We start from the raw sequence: 15,438 nt of genomic DNA, 5'->3' as shown, positions 1-15,438 counted from the left end.
GGTCACGGGCGGACCGCGCGTCGGCCGTCGGACGGCCGGCCGAGCATCTCCAGGCCCTTCTCCAGGCTGAGCGCCGTCCGCACCCCGCCGAGCGAGAGCCCGAGCTCGACCAGGGTGATCGCGACGGCCGGGCGCATCCCGACCACCACGGTCTCGGCGTCCAGCATCCGCGAGATCGCGGCGGTGGTGGCCAGCATCCGGCCGACGAAGGAGTCGACGATCTCCACGGCGGTGATGTCGATCACCACGCCGCTCGCCCCGGTCGCCACGATCCGCTCGGCCAGGTCGTCCTGGAGGTCCAGGACGGTCTGGTCCTCCAGGTCCACCTGGATGGAGACCAGCAGCACCTCGCCGATCTTCAGTACGGGCACCCGCTCGCTCACGGCCGGCCCCCGGTCTCGGTCGGGTCGATGCCGCCGCGGCGCAGCGCGTGCTTGAGCGCGTCGGCCAGCGTCGCCTTGGTGACGATGTCGCCGAACTGGATGCCCAGCGCGACGATGGTCTGCGCGATCTGCGGGCGGATGCCGGAGATGGTGCACTCGGCGCCCATCAGCCGGGCCGCCACCACCGTCTTCAGCAGGTGCTGGGCGACCTCGGTGTCCACTGCGGGCACACCGGTGATGTCGATGATCGCCTGCTCCGAGCCGGTGTCCACCAGCGCCTGGAGCAGCTTCTCCATCACCACCTGGGTGCGGACCGAGTCCAGGGTGCCGACCAGCGGCACGGCCACCACGCCGTCCCAGAGCTTGACCACGGGGGTGGAGAGCTCCAGCAGCTGGTCGGACTGCGCGCTGATCAGCTCCTCGCGGGTCCGCGCGTACACCTCCATGGTGAACAGCGCGAGCGCGTCCATCAGCCGCGCCAGCTCCAGGTAGGCGGTGATGTCCTGGGCCGAGCTGTCGGTGGTCGGCGCCAGGATCGCCTTGAAGGCGAGCACGCTGGTGGCGGTCTCGGTGGTGCTGAAGCCCTGCCGGGCGCGGTTGCGGGAGAGCTCGGTGAGCAGCGCGCGGACCTCGGCGTACTCCTCGCCCTGCCAGTCCTGGCCGCCGCGCCGGAGCGCCTCCACCAGGGCTGTGAAGAGCTCTTGGAGCTCACGGTCCAGCTCGGCCGCGCTGATCCGGCCGCGCAGCGTCCGCGCGACCGCCTCCACCCACTCCGCGCCGAGCGCCTCGCGCCGCTCCGAGAGCAGCTCGACCAGCCGCACCGACTCCACTGCCTGTACCGTCACGCGCGCACATCCCATCGATCGGGCCCGTACCCACGGGCTCACGCCCGTCTGACCCGTCCGCGCGATCCCAAACCACCCTCCGGTGAAAAAGATCCGCCGGGGTTCCAGGAGGGCCGGTCAGACCAGCAGCCGGGCCAGGCAGCCCTCCAGGTCGAGGTGGCGGCCCTCCTCCCCCGGCGGCACCAGCGAGTGACTGTCCGCCAGGAAGTCGTCCACCTGGCCGCCCGGCATGCCGAGCACCGCCGTGCCGCCGGTGCCGCGCAGCTCGATCAGCACCGTGCCGCCCGGGCCGGGCGCCACCAGCACGTCGCCGAGGCCGGACGGCACGTGGCGTCCCCGGTCCAGCAGCTCCCGGCCGAAGGTCCAGCACACCGGCGGCTCGTCCTCCGGGTACGGGCGCACCTCCAGGACGTGCAGCTCGACCGCGTACGGAGCGGCGGCGTCGTACACCAGCCGGGCGGAGAGCGACAGGTCCGGGTGGGCGCTGTTCAGCATCCGGACGGCCAGGCGGTGGGCGACGGTCTTGGCGGTGTCCAACACTCCCCCTCGGTGACGGGTGGTCAGGCGGCGGCGTGAGGTCGGTCCCTGACGCTCCGTGGGAGCCCGGATGCCCCGGCTGCGCGGTTCCACTCCGCCCTCCCCCGCAGCTTCACTCCACCGGCCCAGTGCCCGCACACGGGTTCGCGTCGTCTGCCCCGGTCCGCCCGGAAGATTCCCCCGCATACGTTCCGCCGCCCCGGGCAGGCGAGCCGCCGACAACGACTGACCACGGAGGTCACCATGGTTCCCCTTCTGCTCGTCCTGCTGCTGGCCCTCCTGCTGTTCGGCGCCGGCTTCGCCCTGAAGGCGCTCTGGTGGGTGGCCGTGATCGTGCTGGTGTTCTGGCTGGTCGGCTTCGTGGCCCGGGGCACCGGCGCCTCCGGCAGCCGGGGCCGCTGGTACCGGTGGTGACCACCGCTCAGGCCGGGGCCCGCACGAGGACCGTGCGGGCCCGCTCCGTCCCGCCGCCCGCCACCGACTCCCCGAGGTGAGAGAGCAGTGACCCAGATCGCCCGCCTGCCCGGCGCCTTCGAGCACCACTGGAACTGGCAGCTCCGAGCCGTCTGCCGGGACCACGACACCGCCGAGTTCTTCCATCCCTCCGGCGAGCGCGGCAAGGCCCGGGACGAGCGCGCGGAGCAGGCCAAGCTGGTCTGCCAGGGCTGCCCGGTGCGCCGGGAGTGCCTCCGGCACGCCCTGCAGGTGCGCGAGCCGTACGGGGTCTGGGGCGGCCTCTCCGAGGACGAACGGGCCGTTCTGCTCGGGCCCGTGCGGCCGGTGCAGGCTGCCTGACGGCCCCTCAGCCCGACCGCGCGGCCCGGACGGGGCGGGCGGCTCCCCGGGGTACGATGCGCCGGAACGGGTGAGGGGAGGGTCACGAGTGACGGCACGACGATCACGGCACCTGGCGACCCTCGACCCGGTCGAGGTCGGGGACCACGTCTGCTGGGTGACCGGCCCGGACGAGGACTTCGCCGGCACCGCCCGCGCGTTCGCCGCCGACGGTGCGCTGTTCGGCGACAAGGTCCTGGTGATCGGCTCCCCCGAGGCCCGCTGGGCCCCCGGCGGCACCGCCCGGGGCGTCCTGGTCGACCCGGCCGCCGAGCGGCCCGGCTGGGACGCCGAGGCGATGCTCGGCCTGCTGCGCCGGGAGGCGGACACCGCCTGCCGACAGGGCTTCCGGGCACTGCGGGTGCTGGCCCGGATGGACCGGGTCTGGCCCGAGGGAGCGAGCCCGCAGGAGATCGCCCGGCACGAGCTGGGCCTGGACTCGCTGGTGGCCGGCGGCGCCGCGCTGGTGGTCTGCGCGTACCACCGGGATGCGTTCCGGCCGGGCGCGCTGGAGCAGGCCGGCGCCGTGCACCCGCAGCGCCTGGGCGGGCACCGGACGCCGCCCGCCTTCCGGCTGTTCAGCGTGGCCCCGGGCTGCTGGGGCGTCAGCGGCGTGGTGGACTCGGAGGGTGCCGAGGCGTTCCGCACCGCGCTGGGCGAGCTGTTCGCCCGATCCGCGACCGTCCGGCTGCGCTGCGAGGAGACTGAGTTCATGGATGCCGCCGGGATGAGGGCCCTCGCGGAGGCCACCCGGGCGGTCCCAGGCCGCCGGGTGCTGCTGGAGCACGCCAACGAGACGGTCCGGCGGTGCTGGACGCTGCTCGGGTACGACCATCCGCTGATCCCCGTGGAGCTGACGCCATGAGCAAGGACGGCACCACGGTGGAGGCCGGGGCGGCGGAGGGCGGTTTCCGGCACGAGTTCTACCCGTACGACGGCGATGCCGAGTTCCTGGCCGGCGCGATGTCCTTCATCGAGGACGCCCGGGCCGGCCAGGGCCTGGTGCTGATCGCCGTCGCCGAGCCCAAGGAGCGCATCCTGCGCCGCGAGCTGGAGGGCACCGGGGCAGCCGCCTCGGTCACCTTCCTGGACGCCGCCGGGCTCGGCCGCAATCCCGGCCGGCTGATCCCGGCCTGGCAGGACTGGATCAGCAAGCACACCGCCGCCGGCCACCCGGTCCGGGGCATCAGCGAGTCCTCCTGGAACGACCGCTCGCCCGCCGAGAGCAGCGAACTGCGCTACCACGAATGGCTGTTGAACCTCGCCTTCGCCCGCTCACCGGCCTGGTGGCTGCTCTGCCCGTACGACACCGCGACCCTGGAGCCCGGCATCCTGGAGGCGGCCGGCCGCTGCCACCCGCTGGTGCTGCACGGGGGCGCGCACGGCCCGAACGGCTCCTACCTGGACGAGCCCTTCGCCTTCCCCGAGCTCTCCGCGGCCTGCGACCCGACCCAGGAGCTGCCCTACCGGCACGGCGACCTGGCCGCCGTCCGGGCCAGGGTGGCCGACTGCGCGGAGGCCGTCGGGCTGGACGGCGCGCGGCTGCGCGAGCTGCTGATCGCGGTCAGCGAGGTCGCCTCCAACAGCATCAAGCACGGCGGCGGCCGGGGCGTCCTTCGGACCTGGAGCGACGGCACGAGCCTGGTCTGCGAGTTCCACGACGCCGGCCACATCCCCGACCCGCTGGCCGGCCGGTCCCGGCCGACCGTGGACCAGATCGGCGGCCGGGGCCTCTGGCTGGTGCACCAGCTCTGCGACCTGGTGGAGATCCGCTCGACCCCCGAGGCCGGCACCACCATCCGCCTGCACGTCGCCCTGCCGCGCTGACCGTCCGTCAGCCCCCGGCTGCGGCACCGGCCGTCGGAGCACCGCCGGTCGGACCGGCACCGCGTGTCGCGGCACCGCGCGTCACGGCACCCGCCCCCCACGGCACCCACGTGTCACGGCGCCGCCTGTCAGACCGGTACCGCCTCGACCACCGAGAGCACGGTGGGCGTGGGGGTGACCCGGACGAGGCGCAGGCCGGCCGCGTCGAACAGCGCGGCGAAGTCGGCGGCGGTCCGCTCCCGGCCGGTGAGCGAGGCCATCATCATCAGGTCCAGTGCCTTGGACTGGTGCGGGGCGTTGCCCTCCGGCACCACGGCGTCCAGGACCAGGACCCGCCCGCCCGGACGCAGGGCCCGGCGGCAGTGCCCGAGCAGGGCGACGCACTGCGCGTCGTCCCAGTCGTGGGTGATCCGCTTGAGCAGGTGGACGTCCCCGGGCGGGACGGCCTCGAAGAAGTCGCCCTCGGCCAGCGACCAGCGGTCCGCCGCCAGGTCGCCGAGGCCGTGACCGGCCAGCACGTGCGCGCGGTCGTAGAGGACCCCGTGCAGTCCGGGCCGGCGGCGCAGCACCTCCCGCAGCAGGCCGCCGTGACCGCCGCCCACGTCCACCACCGTGCCGGTCGCGGGCAGCTCACAGGCGCCGGCGACGGGGGCGTTCTCCGCGTCGGAGAACGCCGCCATGCCGACGTGGAAGACGGCGGCGGTGCGCTCGTCCTTGGCGAAGTGGTCGAAGAACGGCATGCCGAAGATGCCCTCGAAGGCCGAGCCGCCCTCGGTGAGGCAGCGGGCGAGCTCCCCGGCCGGCCGCCACATGGTCGGGTCGGTGAGCATCAGCACCGCCGTCCGGGCCGAGTGCGGCACGTCCCCGCGCAGCGCCCGGCCCGCCTCCGTCAGCGCGAACCGGCCGGCCTGATCCTCCGTCACCACGCCCCGGGTGGCGAGCAGTCGCAGCACCCGGTGCAGGTTGCGGGCGTCGGTCCCGGTGGCGGTGGCGAGCTCCGCCGGGCTGCGGGGGCCGTCCGCCAGGTGGTCGGCCACGCCGGTCTCGGCGGCGGCGCGCAGGGCGGCCGGGAAGAGGAAGCCGAGGGCTTCGTCGGCTAGGAAGGCGGCGGAGCGCCGGAGGGCCTCGGCTCCGTCCCGGGGCTCGGCTTCGGGCTCGACCTGGGGCTGGTCCCGGTCCTGGGGCTGGTCCTGGGGCTCGAGGCTCACGGGTGTCTCCTCGGGGGTGGTGGTGCGTGCACGTCCGTGGTCGTCAGGAGCAGTGCCCCGATCCGCCCGGGCCGAATCCCGGGGACGGCCTCCTCGCGGCGCACGGCCGAAAGATCGCCGTCCGGTGCGCTGCACCGCCCCTCCCCGGGGTAGACGGGCGCCACCAGTCGATCCACCGATGCCGCACCGGCGGCAGCACCTCCACCGGGGGTGCCGGAGAGGGAGAGCCCATCGTGTTCACCACCGTCCTGCTGACCGAACGGCAGCTGTCCGCCACGGACGTCCGCTTCGTCACCACCCTGCACGGCGCGGAGCCGGTGTCCTTCCTCGTGCTGATGCGGCCTCGCGAGGCGGAGGCCGTCCTGCTCCGCGCGATCGACGACGTGGCCCTCGGTGCGTTCGACCAGGCGGTCCACGAGCGCGGGGAGTCCGAGGGCACCGGCGCGGACGCCCACCCCGCCGAGGCGCTGGAGCGGTCGCTCGCGGCCCTGCGTGCCGCCGGGGCCGAGGCGGTCGGCCGGGTGGTCGAGGGCCACCCGCTGGAGGCGCTGGAGGCGGTCGTCGGGCAGACCGGCGCGGACGAGGTCGTGGTGCTGACCGCACCGCACCTGATCGAGGAGTTCTTCCAGGCGGACTGGGCGAGCCAGGCCCGGCGGAAGGTGCGGGTGCCGGTCCTGAAGGTCTACGCCCACCTGGACGAGGAGCCGGCCCCCGCACCGGAGACCGTGCGTGAAGGCGCGAACGCGCCTGGTCACGGCCCTGCCACCACCGCTGCGCACGGGCAGCCGTAGCCCGTTCGGTCGACATAGGCTGGGCCGGACCACCCACCCCGTGGACCGCCGGAGGGCCGATGACGGGACGCCGCCCCACCGGCCGCCGCAGCGCGGACGACCTGCTGACCGAGCTCGGCCGGCTCACGGCCTCCGCCCTGGAGCAGGCCGAGCTGCAGAAGGCCCGGGTGGAGCTGGCCATGGCCCTGCAGCGCGAGCTGCTGCCCTCGGCCCTCCCCCAGCTCCCCGGCCTCCGCACGGCGGCCCGCTACGCCCCGGCCCGGCACGGGCTGAGCGTGGGCGGCGACTGGTACGACGGCTTCCGGCTGCCGGACGGCTCGGTGGCGTTCTCGCTCGGCGACGTGCAGGGCCACGACGCGGAGGCCGCCGCGATCATGGGTCAGATCCGGATCGCCCTGCGGGCCCTGGCCACCACCGCCACCGACCCCGGCGAGGTGCTCGGCCGGGCCAACGACCTGCTGACCTCGATGGCCTTCCGACGCTTCGCCACCTGCAGCTTCCTGCGCTACGACCCGGTCTCCGGGGAGCTGTCCCACGCCCGGGCCGGCCACGTCCCGCCGATCTGGGCCGACGGCGACGGCGACGGGGGCCACTACTCCGACGAACCCGGGCCGCCGCTGGGCGTGCTGCCCGGCCAGCGGTACCCGGTCGCCCGCCACCGGCTGACCGGCAGCGGGGTGGTGGCCCTGGTCACCGACGGGGTGGTCGAGGGCCCGCAGTTCTCCATCGACACCGGGCTGGACCGGGTGGAGTCGGTCCTGCGCAAGCAGGCCGGGGCCGATCCGGACGTGCTGGCCGCCGAACTGCTGGCGGTGGCCGAACTGACCGGGCACACCGACGACGCCGCCGTCCTGGTGCTACGCCACGGCTGAGGCCGCCACCGGGCCCGGGCCCCGACGTCCCGGCGACCCGGCGACCCGGCGACCCGGCGACCCGGCGACCCGGCGACCCGGCGACCCGGCGACCCGGCGACCCGGCGACGGTGCGCGGGAACTGAGCGCCCGTCAAGGGCCATGATCCCACCGCGCCGCCGTTGGCCCCCGGCACTACACCGCGCCTGTCACCGCCCCCGCGCCGCCGCTCCCCGGAGCCCACGCAGCCCCTGGTCCCTCCCGGCCCCGAACGGGCCCATCCCGGTCCCTCCCGGCCCCGAACCGGCGGGATGCCGAAGCCGACCACCGGCCAGGGACCGCGACCGCACCGCGCCCCGCACCGACCTCGACCTCCCACCCCCACCGTGCGTGTCACCGCCCACTCCGCCGCCGGGCCGTAGTGTGATGGCTCCTGTGCCCCTTCCCACCACCACCTCCCCCCGTGACCTCCGCCGCCTCGCGCGGACCTGCGGTCTCCTGCTGGCCGTCACCGGGGTCTACCTGGCGGCCGGCCGGATCGGCCTGCTGCAACAGGTGGTGATCGGCGGGGCGCGGGTCACCCCGCTCTGGCCGCCGACCGGGATCGCCCTCGCCTGCCTGCTGTTCTTCGGCCTCCGGGTCTGGCCGGGCGTGGCGCTGGGCGCCTTCCTGGTGATCGCCTCCTCCGGCGCCCCGCGCTGGGGATCCATCGGCATCGTGGCCGGCAACACGCTGGCCCCGGTCGCCGCGTACCTGATGCTGCGTCGGGTCGGCTTCCGGACCGAGCTGGACCGGCTGCGGGACGGAATGGCGCTGGTCTTCCTCGGAGCCTGCGCCGGGATGCTGGTCAGCGCCACCTTCGGGGCCGGTGTGCTGGGGCTGAGCGGGAGCCTGCCGGACGGCGGCTTCTGGCCCACCTGGTCGGCCTGGTGGACCGGCGACGCGATGGGCGTCCTGGTGGTCACCCCGCTGCTGCTGGCGCTGCGCACGGCCCGGCTCCCCGACGACCCGGCGCCCGTCGACTGGCTGGAGCCGGCCCTGCTGCTGGCCGGCACCGCCGCCGTCACGCTGATCGCCAGCTCCACCAAGCTGAGCGTGCTGTTCCTGGTCTTCCCGCTGCTGATCTGGGCCGCGCTGCGCTTCCAACTGCTGGGCGCCGCACCCTGCGTGGCGGTGGTCTCGGTCATCACCATCATGGCGGCCACCCGGCACGCCGGCCCGTTCGCCGACCACGGGCTGGTGGCCGACATGGTGATGCTCCAGGCGCTCAACGCCTGCGCCGCGCTCACCGGCCTGCTGCTCTCCGCGATCGTCGCCGAGCAGCAGAACACCCACCAGCGCCTGGAACAGGCCTGCGTGGAACTGGCCGAGGTGGTCCGCCGCCTGGCCCCGGACCACGCCGGCCCGGCCGGCTGGCTACCGGAGGAGGACGCCGGCTGACCACCCGTGCCCTACCGCAGGGTGACGGACACTCCGGAGCTGCCCATCCGACGCCGGACGGACCGACAGCAGGGGCTCGCCGCCGTCCGGCCTGACGCACCGTCACATCGGGCGCGGCGGCATCGGCCCGAGCCCTGTCCGGGGTCCGCGCACGGCGCTACCCTCGCAGCACACAGGCCGGTGAGGCCGAGGGACCGGGGGGGTACCCGTGGAGCTGATCCTGTTCGCGATCGGGATCGTGACGTTCGTTTCGCTGCTGGTGATGGCCTCGAACAACCGCGCCCGGGAGATCGACCGGGCCTTCGACGGGGAGGTGGTCGGCCGCACCGTCCAGGAGGTCACGCTGACCACCGGGATGCGGACCGACCACACGCTGGAGGTCCGCACCGACCGCGGCGACACCGAGTTCCTCCGGGTGCCGGCGGAGGTCTACGTGCAGTTCGAGGTCGGCGACCGGATCTCCAAGCGGTTGGGCGCCCGCTGGCCGGTCCGCGCCTCGGAGTAGTCGCCGGGCGGTGCGCGGCCGGGCGGTGCGCCGTCGGCCCGTCATGCGGGCGTCTCCTCGGCAGCGGCGGGAGTTCATCCGGGGCCCTGACCATGAACGGTCATGAGCAACCTCAGTCGCCGCATCTTCATCCTTGGCGGGCTCACCACCGCGAGCGCCGCAGCGCTCCAACTCGGCGCGACGGCCCAGCCGTCGGCCGCCGCCACCACCCCCTTCCCCTTCACGCTCGGCGTCGCCTCCGGGGAGCCGGACGACAGCAGCGTGGTGCTCTGGACGCGGCTGGCGCCGTCGCCGGTCAACGCGGACGGCCAGGGCGGCATGCCCAACGCCGACGTCGCCGTGGACTGGCAGGTGTCGGCCCGTCAGGACTTCGCCTCCCTGGTCGCCTCGGGGACCGTCACCGCCCGGTACGCCCAGGCCCACGCCGTGCACGTGCTGGCCGGCGGGCTGGCGCCGGACGCGGAGTACTACTACCGCTTCCGCGCCCAGGGGTTCGTCTCCCCGGTGGGCCGGACCCGTACCGCCCCCTCCCCCACCTCGCTCGGGCGCGACTTCACCATGGCCTTCGCCTCCTGCGCGCACTACGAGTCCGGCTACTACACCGCCTACCGGCGGATCGCCGACGACCGCCCCGACCTGATCCTGCACCTGGGCGACTACATCTACGAGGGCGGTGCGGGCAGCAGCGGCGTGCGCCGCCACCTCGGCAGCGAGATCGTCTCGCTGGCCGACTACCGCCGCCGCTACGCGCTCTACCGCACCGACCCGGACCTCCAGGCGGCGCACGCCGTCGCGCCCTGGCTGGTGGTGCCGGACGACCACGAGGTGGAGAACAACTACGCCAACATGGTCCGGGCCGACAGCAGCCCGGTCCTGACGGCGGCCCAGTGGACCGCGCGCCGCACGGCCGCGTACCAGGCGTACTTCGAGAACATGCCGCTGCGGGCCGCCGCGACCCCGAACGGCAACAACATCCAGCTCTACCGCCGGGTCCGCTGGGGCACCCTGGCCACCTTCCACATGCTCGACACCCGGCAGTTCCGCGACGACCAGGCGTGCGGGGACGGGACCAAGGTCTGCGCCGACGCCGATCTGACGAACCGTTCGATCACCGGCTCGGCCCAGGAGTCCTGGCTGCTGGACGGGCTGGGCCAGCGGCTGGGCACCTGGGACCTGATCGGCCAGCAGGTCTTCTTCGCCCGCAACGTGAACGCGGCGGGCGCGATGAACATGGACGCCTGGGACGGCTACCGGGCCAGCCGGGCCCGCATCCAGCAGGGCATCGTCGACCGGGGCGTGCGCAATCCGGTGGTGCTGACCGGCGACGTGCACGCCTCCTGGGGCAACGACCTGAAGGCCGACTACGCCGACCCGTCCTCGGCGACCATCGGCTCCGAGCTGGTCTGCACCTCCATCACCAGCGGCGGCGACGGCAGCGCCACCACCGCGATCCCCAACGGCGCGTACAACCCGCACCTGCGGTACTACTCCAACCGGCGCGGGTACGTCCGCACCCGCATCACACCCTCACAACTGACCGCCGACTTCCGGTCGGTGGCGACGGTGACCGAGCACGGGGCGGCGGCCACCACCGCCCGGACCTTCGTCATCCACGACGGACAGCCGGGGTTGGCCGATGCGTAGGCGCTCCGTACTCGGCGTGGCCACGGCCGCCCTGGCCGCCGTCCTCGCGCTGGCCGCCCCGGCCTCGGCGGCCGGGCCGTCCTCCTGGACCACCGTGAACAGCGACGCCACCGGCGACCAGGACTCGGCCTCGGTCGCGGCCAACCGCCTCGGCGACGTGGCGGTGGTCTGGGAGGACGACCGCGACTCGACCGCCCCGGCCGACGACGCGCACAGCGAGGTGTGGGTGCGGCTGTACCGCAACGGCACCTCCGCCTACGAGCAGAAGCTCTCGGCCGGCGGGACGGCGGGCACGGCCTGGCGCCACCTCCAGCCCGACGTGGGCCTGGACGACCGGGGCAACGCGGTCGTGGTCTGGGCGGAGGACCCGGACGGGAACGGGCTCTACAACATCGTCTACCGGGTGCTCTCCCCGACCGGCGCGGTGCTCGGCTCCGGCCGGGCCAACGCCGACACGGCCGGCCAGCAGATCCACCCGCGCGTCGGGGTCGATCCGGACGGCGCTCCGGGTGACGCGGCAGCGGTCGCGTTCTCGGTGGTCTGGGAGGACGTCCAGGGCAGCGCGCCGGCCACCGTGCGGGCGGCCGGCTACACCGGGACCACCACCAAGGCGTACGAGGTGGCGGTCAACGCGACCGGTGGCTCCCACCACGCCCCCGACGTGGCGGTCTCCGCCTCCGGCGAGGCGGTGGTGGTCTGGGACGAGGACACCGACGGCAACGGCTACTACCAGATCGGCCTGGTCCGGCTGGCCAAGGCGAACGGGGCCGTCACCCTGACCCGCCGCAGCGCCAACTCCTTCGCCGACGGGCAGCAGCAACGCCCTTCCGTGGCAGCCGACTTCAACGGTGACTTCGCGGTGGCCTGGGAGTCCGACCACACCGGCACCCGGGGCGTCTGGGCCCGCTCCTTCTCGGCGGGCGGGACGGCCGGCTCCGCCGAGGCCGAGATCGCCGCCGGGGGCACCGCCCCGAGCGTCGGCATCGACGACCAGCGCCACGTGGTGGCCGGGTGGAGCGTCGCGGGCGCCGATCCCGCGGTCTGGGCGCGCGGCGTCAACCCGGACGGCACCTTCGCCGGGCGGCTGCCGGCCCGGTCGGTCAGCCAGACCGCCACCGGCCGGCAGGAGCAACTCACGGTCGCCTCCTCGCCGTTCGGCACGCTGGCGATGGCGTACACCGACGACAACGACGGGAACTCCTTCGACCAGGTGCTGCTGGGTCTGGGCGCGGACAACTCCGACTGGTGACGACGGGGCGGGCCGCTCCGACCTCGGCTGTCGGAACGGCCCGCCCCTGCCCCCTGCCCGCTGCCCGTCGCCCCCGATCGGGCTCAGCCGGTACTGCCCAACTCCCAGGCGCTCCCGGCGAACCGCTGCTCGTGCTCGTACCGCGCCTGCCGCAGCAGCTCGGCCCAGGACGCCACCGTCGGACGGCGGCGCAGCAGCGCCCGGCGGTCCCGTTCGGTCATGCCGCCCCACACCCCGTGCTCGATCTGCCGGTCGAGTGCGTGGGCCAGGCACTCGGTGCGGACCGGACAGCCGCTGCACACCGCCTTGGCCCGGTGCTGGGCCGCCCCCTCGACGAACAGCGCGTCCGGATCGGCCGTCCGGCAGGCACCGCGCTCCGCCCAGTCCTCGACGTTCTCCCCCATGTCCTCATCCCCTCCCGATACGACTCGCACGGTCCCACCCGACCGTCGAACGAGTCCATGACACTAGGGCGGTGCGACGGCCCTCGAAAGGACCGCCTCACCCGATCGGGTGAACTTTCGCTGTCCGAGGCCGTGACGGGAAGCAGAGAGCACGCGGGAGCCGAACCAGGCGAGACCGCTCGGGGGCCGGTCGCCCCGGGCACCCGACCGAGCAGGAGGCGGCGTGACGTCCAGGACACCGAATCTGAGGCTCCGTTCCCTGCTCGACGAGACCGGCTGGACCGGACCGGAGTTCGCCCGGGCGGTGAACGAGGAGGGCCGCCGCAGCGCCGTCCCGACCCGCTACGACCGGACGGCGGTGGCCCACTGGCTGGGCGGCGCCCGGCCGAGGGAGCCGATCCGCGAGCTGATCTGCCGGGTGCTCTCCCGGCAACTGCGCCGCCCGGTCCGGCCGGTGGACATCGGGATGGGCACGCCGGCGGCGCCCGGGCCGGCCACCGCCACGCTGCCCGAGCAGCTGCACCGGCTCGCCCGCCCCGGCGCGTCCGGCCACCGGGCGCTCCGGCAGCTCCCCTACTCGCCCGAGCCCTCCCTGCCGGAGCTCGGCCGGGCCGGCCTCCCCCCGGCCGACCGGTCGGAGCGCATCGGGTCCGACCACGTCCGGGGAGCCGAACTGATGGTCACCCTGTTCGCCGAGGCCGACGAGGTCTTCGGCGGTGCGCGGGCCCGTCCGGCGCTGGCCGCCCACCTCGCCTCCGACGTCGCCGTGCGGCTGCGCTGCCCCGGTTCGGCGACGGTCAGCCGCGCCTACCGCCGGGCGAGCGCCGATCTGGCCTACCTGGCCGGGTTCATGGCCTTCGACGAGCAGCTGCACGGCGCCGCCCAGGCGTACCTGCGGATCGCCGCCCAGCTCTCCGCCGAGGCCCGCGATCCGGTCCGGTACGCCACCGCCGTCCGGCAGATGAGTGTCCAGGCCCACGGACTGGGCGACCGGCGGCTCGCCCTGCTGCTCGCCGAGGCGGCCGGCCGGGAGGTCCGGTCCCTGCCCGCCCGCCCGGCCGCCGCAGTGGTCGGCCAGTTGGCGCTGGCCCTGGCGGGCGCCGGCCGGCGGCGGTCGGCGCTGGCCACGCTCGGCCGGGCCGAGCACCTGCTGGAGCGGGCGGAGGGCAGAGGCACGGCGCTGGGCGGCTACCACCCGGCCGCGTTCGCCCACCAGCAGGCCGAGGTGCTGGCGGCGGTCGGCGACCTGACCGCCGCCTGCGCCGCGCTGACCACCTCGCTCCGACTCAGGCCCGCCCGGGAGCGCCGGGCCCGGATGCTCACCACCGCACGGCTGGCCGATCTGTACCTGACCCGTGGACGGCTCGAACTCGCCTGCACCACCTGGGACTTGTTCCTGGACGACTATCCGCTGGTCTCCTCCGGCCGGGGTGACGCGTTCTTCCGGGACCTCCGGCGGCGGCTGCGGTCCTACCGGCGCGAGCCCATCGCCCAGCGACTGCTCGTCCGGGCCGGTCAGGTGACCGGCCCGTCCGGTCCCCGCAGGGCGGGCATCCCGCACCCGCCCGGGCCCCGGGACGGCCCGCCGGCCGGTCAGCCCCAGTAGTCGGGCAGGCTGTAGCGGCGGGTGTTGGTCTGGTGCCAGCGGTGGTTGCCCGCCACCCAGGCGGCCAGACCGTCGAGGAACCGGTCGAGCAGCGGGTGCCGGCCGCGGAGCCGCTCCGCCGCGTCCTCGAAGGTGCGCATCAGGTCGTTGTGCACCTCCACCGCCGCCAGGAAGGCGGCCCGGTGGTCGCCGGCCCCCGCCGCGATCACCACCGGCAGGTTCAGATGGGGGTGCCGCATGTGCAGCTCCTTGGTGTAGGAGTAGAGGTCGTTGACCACGGTGGTGGCGTTGCAGGCGAACGCCACCGCCCGCTGGACCTCGGGCGCGGCGTACAGCCCGGCGGGCAGCTCGTAGCCGGCGACGGTGTCGGTGATGGTGAGGCAGGGCCGGAAGTTGTTGAACTGGCGCATCGTCAGGTACTCCCACACGGCGGGCATCCGGCCGTCCAGCTTCCAGGTCGCCTCGGCCAGGTAGCCCAGGTGCAGCCGGGCCATGTCGTGTCGGAACCGGTCCGCCTGGAGCGGCGAGGCGAGGGCCTCGAAGTCCCTCATCGCGGTGCGGTAGCTCCGCAACGCCTCGTCCGCCTTCACGCCCACCTCCCAGTCGGCCCGGTACCCGGCGGGCAGGTGGGCCGGGTCGAGTGCGCTCTGCGCGATCACCAGCCGGGCGCCCAGACCCTCCGGCGATCCGCCCGAGTCCTCCGCGTAGCAGTCGTCCACCACGTTCTCGGCGGCCAGCAGTTCGGCCGCCGTCACCAGGTGGTCGATGCTCGCGTGGTCCGGGTACTGCAGCACCACCGCCCGGCCGACCCCGAAGCCGGCCAGCCCCTCCTCCCACTGCGGAGGGCAGACGTCCTCGGTCCGCACCCATGCGGCGATCCGCGCGTCGACCGCCGCGACCAGCTCCGGATCGGGCTCGGACACCTCGGGGCAGTACAGGCCGGGGATCGGGTCTCCAGGACGGGGCGGGGTCACGGCGGCTCCTTCGGCGTCGACGGCACCGTGCTCCGGCGCCGGGCCCCAGTACACGCAACCGGGACCGACTCCCGGCAGGGCGTCGGTGGCGCGATCCCGTTGAACGGCAGGCTCGGTTGAACGGCCGCCCAGGTCGGACGGCAGGCTCGGTCGGACGGTCGGGTCGGGTCGGACGGCAGGGTCGGTCGGACGGTCGGGTCGGGTCGGACGGCAGGGTCGGTCGGACGGCAGGGTCGGGGGGGGGGGGGGGGGGCCGGGGGGCGGGGGGCGCCCCCCCCCCCCCCCCCCCGCCGCCCCCCCCCCCGCCCCCCCCGCGCGCGCCCGCGCGCGGCGGCCCGCC

17 protein-coding genes are annotated in these 15,438 nt (G+C 75.0%); 11 read left to right on the top strand and 6 right to left on the bottom strand.

The features are described from left to right. Positions 1-2: 2 nt before the first annotated feature. The 3 genes from ACIRBX_RS22825 to ACIRBX_RS22815 form a co-directional block, all read right to left on the bottom strand. On the bottom strand, positions 3-383 hold the full coding sequence (locus ACIRBX_RS22825; RefSeq protein ID WP_402298922.1) for an STAS domain-containing protein: 381 nt from the start codon (positions 381-383) through the stop codon (positions 3-5). Further along, a complete protein-coding gene (locus ACIRBX_RS22820) occupies positions 380-1,243 on the bottom strand; it encodes an STAS domain-containing protein (RefSeq protein ID WP_402298921.1) in 864 nt (287 codons plus the stop codon). Before ACIRBX_RS22820 ends, ACIRBX_RS22825 begins: the two co-directional genes overlap by 4 nt. 102 nt (positions 1,244-1,345) lie before the next feature. Further along, positions 1,346-1,765, bottom strand: coding sequence for an SsgA family sporulation/cell division regulator (locus tag ACIRBX_RS22815; RefSeq protein ID WP_402298920.1), 420 nt, complete (start codon positions 1,763-1,765; stop codon positions 1,346-1,348). Positions 1,766-2,008: 243 nt separating this feature from the next. Here ACIRBX_RS22815 and ACIRBX_RS22810 point away from each other — a divergent pair, with 243 nt between their 5' ends. From ACIRBX_RS22810 to ACIRBX_RS22795, 4 genes are all read left to right on the top strand, one after another. Next, positions 2,009-2,179 carry a hydrophobic protein gene (locus ACIRBX_RS22810; RefSeq protein ID WP_402298919.1) on the top strand — a complete coding sequence of 57 codons (171 nt, stop codon included), beginning with the start codon at positions 2,009-2,011 and terminating at the stop codon, positions 2,177-2,179. Positions 2,180-2,266: 87 nt separating this feature from the next. After that, entirely contained in the window at positions 2,267-2,560 is a 294-nt protein-coding gene (locus tag ACIRBX_RS22805; protein ID WP_402298918.1) for a WhiB family transcriptional regulator, read from the top strand. A gap of 88 nt (positions 2,561-2,648) precedes the next feature. Further along, a complete protein-coding gene (locus ACIRBX_RS22800) occupies positions 2,649-3,464 on the top strand; it encodes an MEDS domain-containing protein (protein WP_402298917.1) in 816 nt (271 codons plus the stop codon). Further along, positions 3,461-4,426, top strand: a complete 966-nt coding sequence (locus ACIRBX_RS22795; protein WP_402298916.1) for an anti-sigma factor RsbA family regulatory protein — start codon at positions 3,461-3,463, stop codon at positions 4,424-4,426. The genes ACIRBX_RS22800 and ACIRBX_RS22795 overlap by 4 nt, the downstream gene beginning before the upstream one ends. A gap of 128 nt (positions 4,427-4,554) precedes the next feature. Here the strand turns inward: ACIRBX_RS22795 and ACIRBX_RS22790 are convergent, their stop codons facing one another. Continuing rightward, the gene (locus tag ACIRBX_RS22790) at positions 4,555-5,634 is read right to left on the bottom strand and encodes a methyltransferase (protein ID WP_402298915.1); all 1,080 of its coding nucleotides are present in this window, start codon (positions 5,632-5,634) and stop codon (positions 4,555-4,557) included. Positions 5,635-5,867: 233 nt separating this feature from the next. Here ACIRBX_RS22790 and ACIRBX_RS22785 point away from each other — a divergent pair, with 233 nt between their 5' ends. The 6 genes from ACIRBX_RS22785 (at position 5,868) to ACIRBX_RS22760 (ending at position 12,114) form a co-directional block, all read left to right on the top strand. Beyond that, positions 5,868-6,425, top strand: a complete 558-nt coding sequence (locus ACIRBX_RS22785; RefSeq protein ID WP_402298914.1) for an indole-3-glycerol phosphate synthase — start codon at positions 5,868-5,870, stop codon at positions 6,423-6,425. 59 nt (positions 6,426-6,484) lie between these two features. Next, positions 6,485-7,297, top strand: coding sequence for a PP2C family protein-serine/threonine phosphatase (locus tag ACIRBX_RS22780; RefSeq protein WP_402298913.1), 813 nt, complete (start codon positions 6,485-6,487; stop codon positions 7,295-7,297). 405 nt (positions 7,298-7,702) lie between these two features. Continuing rightward, on the top strand, positions 7,703-8,716 hold the full coding sequence (locus tag ACIRBX_RS22775; protein ID WP_402298912.1) for an MASE1 domain-containing protein: 1,014 nt from the start codon (positions 7,703-7,705) through the stop codon (positions 8,714-8,716). A 208-nt stretch (positions 8,717-8,924) separates the two neighbouring features. Further along, positions 8,925-9,221 carry a hypothetical protein gene (locus ACIRBX_RS22770; RefSeq protein WP_402298911.1) on the top strand — a complete coding sequence of 99 codons (297 nt, stop codon included), beginning with the start codon at positions 8,925-8,927 and terminating at the stop codon, positions 9,219-9,221. Between the two features lie 102 nt (positions 9,222-9,323). Then, the gene (locus tag ACIRBX_RS22765; protein WP_402298910.1) at positions 9,324-10,865 is read left to right on the top strand and encodes an alkaline phosphatase D family protein; all 1,542 of its coding nucleotides are present in this window, start codon (positions 9,324-9,326) and stop codon (positions 10,863-10,865) included. Then, positions 10,858-12,114 carry a hypothetical protein gene (locus ACIRBX_RS22760; protein ID WP_402298909.1) on the top strand — a complete coding sequence of 419 codons (1,257 nt, stop codon included), beginning with the start codon at positions 10,858-10,860 and terminating at the stop codon, positions 12,112-12,114. The genes ACIRBX_RS22765 and ACIRBX_RS22760 overlap by 8 nt, the downstream gene beginning before the upstream one ends. Positions 12,115-12,197: 83 nt before the next feature. On the opposite strand, the gene ACIRBX_RS22755 is transcribed toward ACIRBX_RS22760, so the two are convergent. Continuing rightward, a complete protein-coding gene (locus ACIRBX_RS22755; RefSeq protein ID WP_402298908.1) occupies positions 12,198-12,518 on the bottom strand; it encodes a WhiB family transcriptional regulator in 321 nt (106 codons plus the stop codon). Positions 12,519-12,741: 223 nt separating this feature from the next. On the opposite strand from ACIRBX_RS22755, the gene ACIRBX_RS22750 reads away from it, so the two are divergent. Beyond that, the gene (locus ACIRBX_RS22750; RefSeq protein WP_402298907.1) at positions 12,742-14,124 is read left to right on the top strand and encodes a hypothetical protein; all 1,383 of its coding nucleotides are present in this window, start codon (positions 12,742-12,744) and stop codon (positions 14,122-14,124) included. Here ACIRBX_RS22750 and ACIRBX_RS22745 read toward each other — a convergent pair. Next, on the bottom strand, positions 14,112-15,098 hold the full coding sequence (locus ACIRBX_RS22745; protein WP_402298906.1) for a family 2 encapsulin nanocompartment cargo protein terpene cyclase: 987 nt from the start codon (positions 15,096-15,098) through the stop codon (positions 14,112-14,114). The two genes, ACIRBX_RS22750 and ACIRBX_RS22745, sit on opposite strands and share 13 nt — an antisense overlap. Between the last annotated feature and the right edge of the window lie 340 nt (positions 15,099-15,438).

Origin of the sequence: Kitasatospora sp. NPDC096147, assembly GCF_044763225.1 — a bacterium.
Classification (GTDB): domain Bacteria; phylum Actinomycetota; class Actinomycetes; order Streptomycetales; family Streptomycetaceae; genus Kitasatospora.
The sequence above is the reverse complement of the archived record's forward strand: the minus strand, read 5'-3'. Positions and strand labels throughout refer to the sequence as shown.

Bases quoted from the DNA above. Each gene is read 5' to 3' on its own strand.
- ACIRBX_RS22820 (WP_402298921.1), bottom strand. From the start codon at position 1,243: ATGGGATGTGCGCGCGTGACGGTACAGGCAGTGGAGTCGGTGCGGCTG.
- ACIRBX_RS22810 (WP_402298919.1), top strand. From the start codon at position 2,009: ATGGTTCCCCTTCTGCTCGTCCTGCTGCTGGCCCTCCTGCTGTTCGGC.
- ACIRBX_RS22795 (WP_402298916.1), top strand. From the start codon at position 3,461: ATGAGCAAGGACGGCACCACGGTGGAGGCCGGGGCGGCGGAGGGCGGT.
- ACIRBX_RS22780 (WP_402298913.1), top strand. From the start codon at position 6,485: ATGACGGGACGCCGCCCCACCGGCCGCCGCAGCGCGGACGACCTGCTG.
- ACIRBX_RS22775 (WP_402298912.1), top strand. From the start codon at position 7,703: ATGGCTCCTGTGCCCCTTCCCACCACCACCTCCCCCCGTGACCTCCGC.
- ACIRBX_RS22765 (WP_402298910.1), top strand. From the start codon at position 9,324: ATGAGCAACCTCAGTCGCCGCATCTTCATCCTTGGCGGGCTCACCACC.
- ACIRBX_RS22760 (WP_402298909.1), top strand. From the start codon at position 10,858: ATGCGTAGGCGCTCCGTACTCGGCGTGGCCACGGCCGCCCTGGCCGCC.
- ACIRBX_RS22755 (WP_402298908.1), bottom strand. From the start codon at position 12,518: ATGGGGGAGAACGTCGAGGACTGGGCGGAGCGCGGTGCCTGCCGGACG.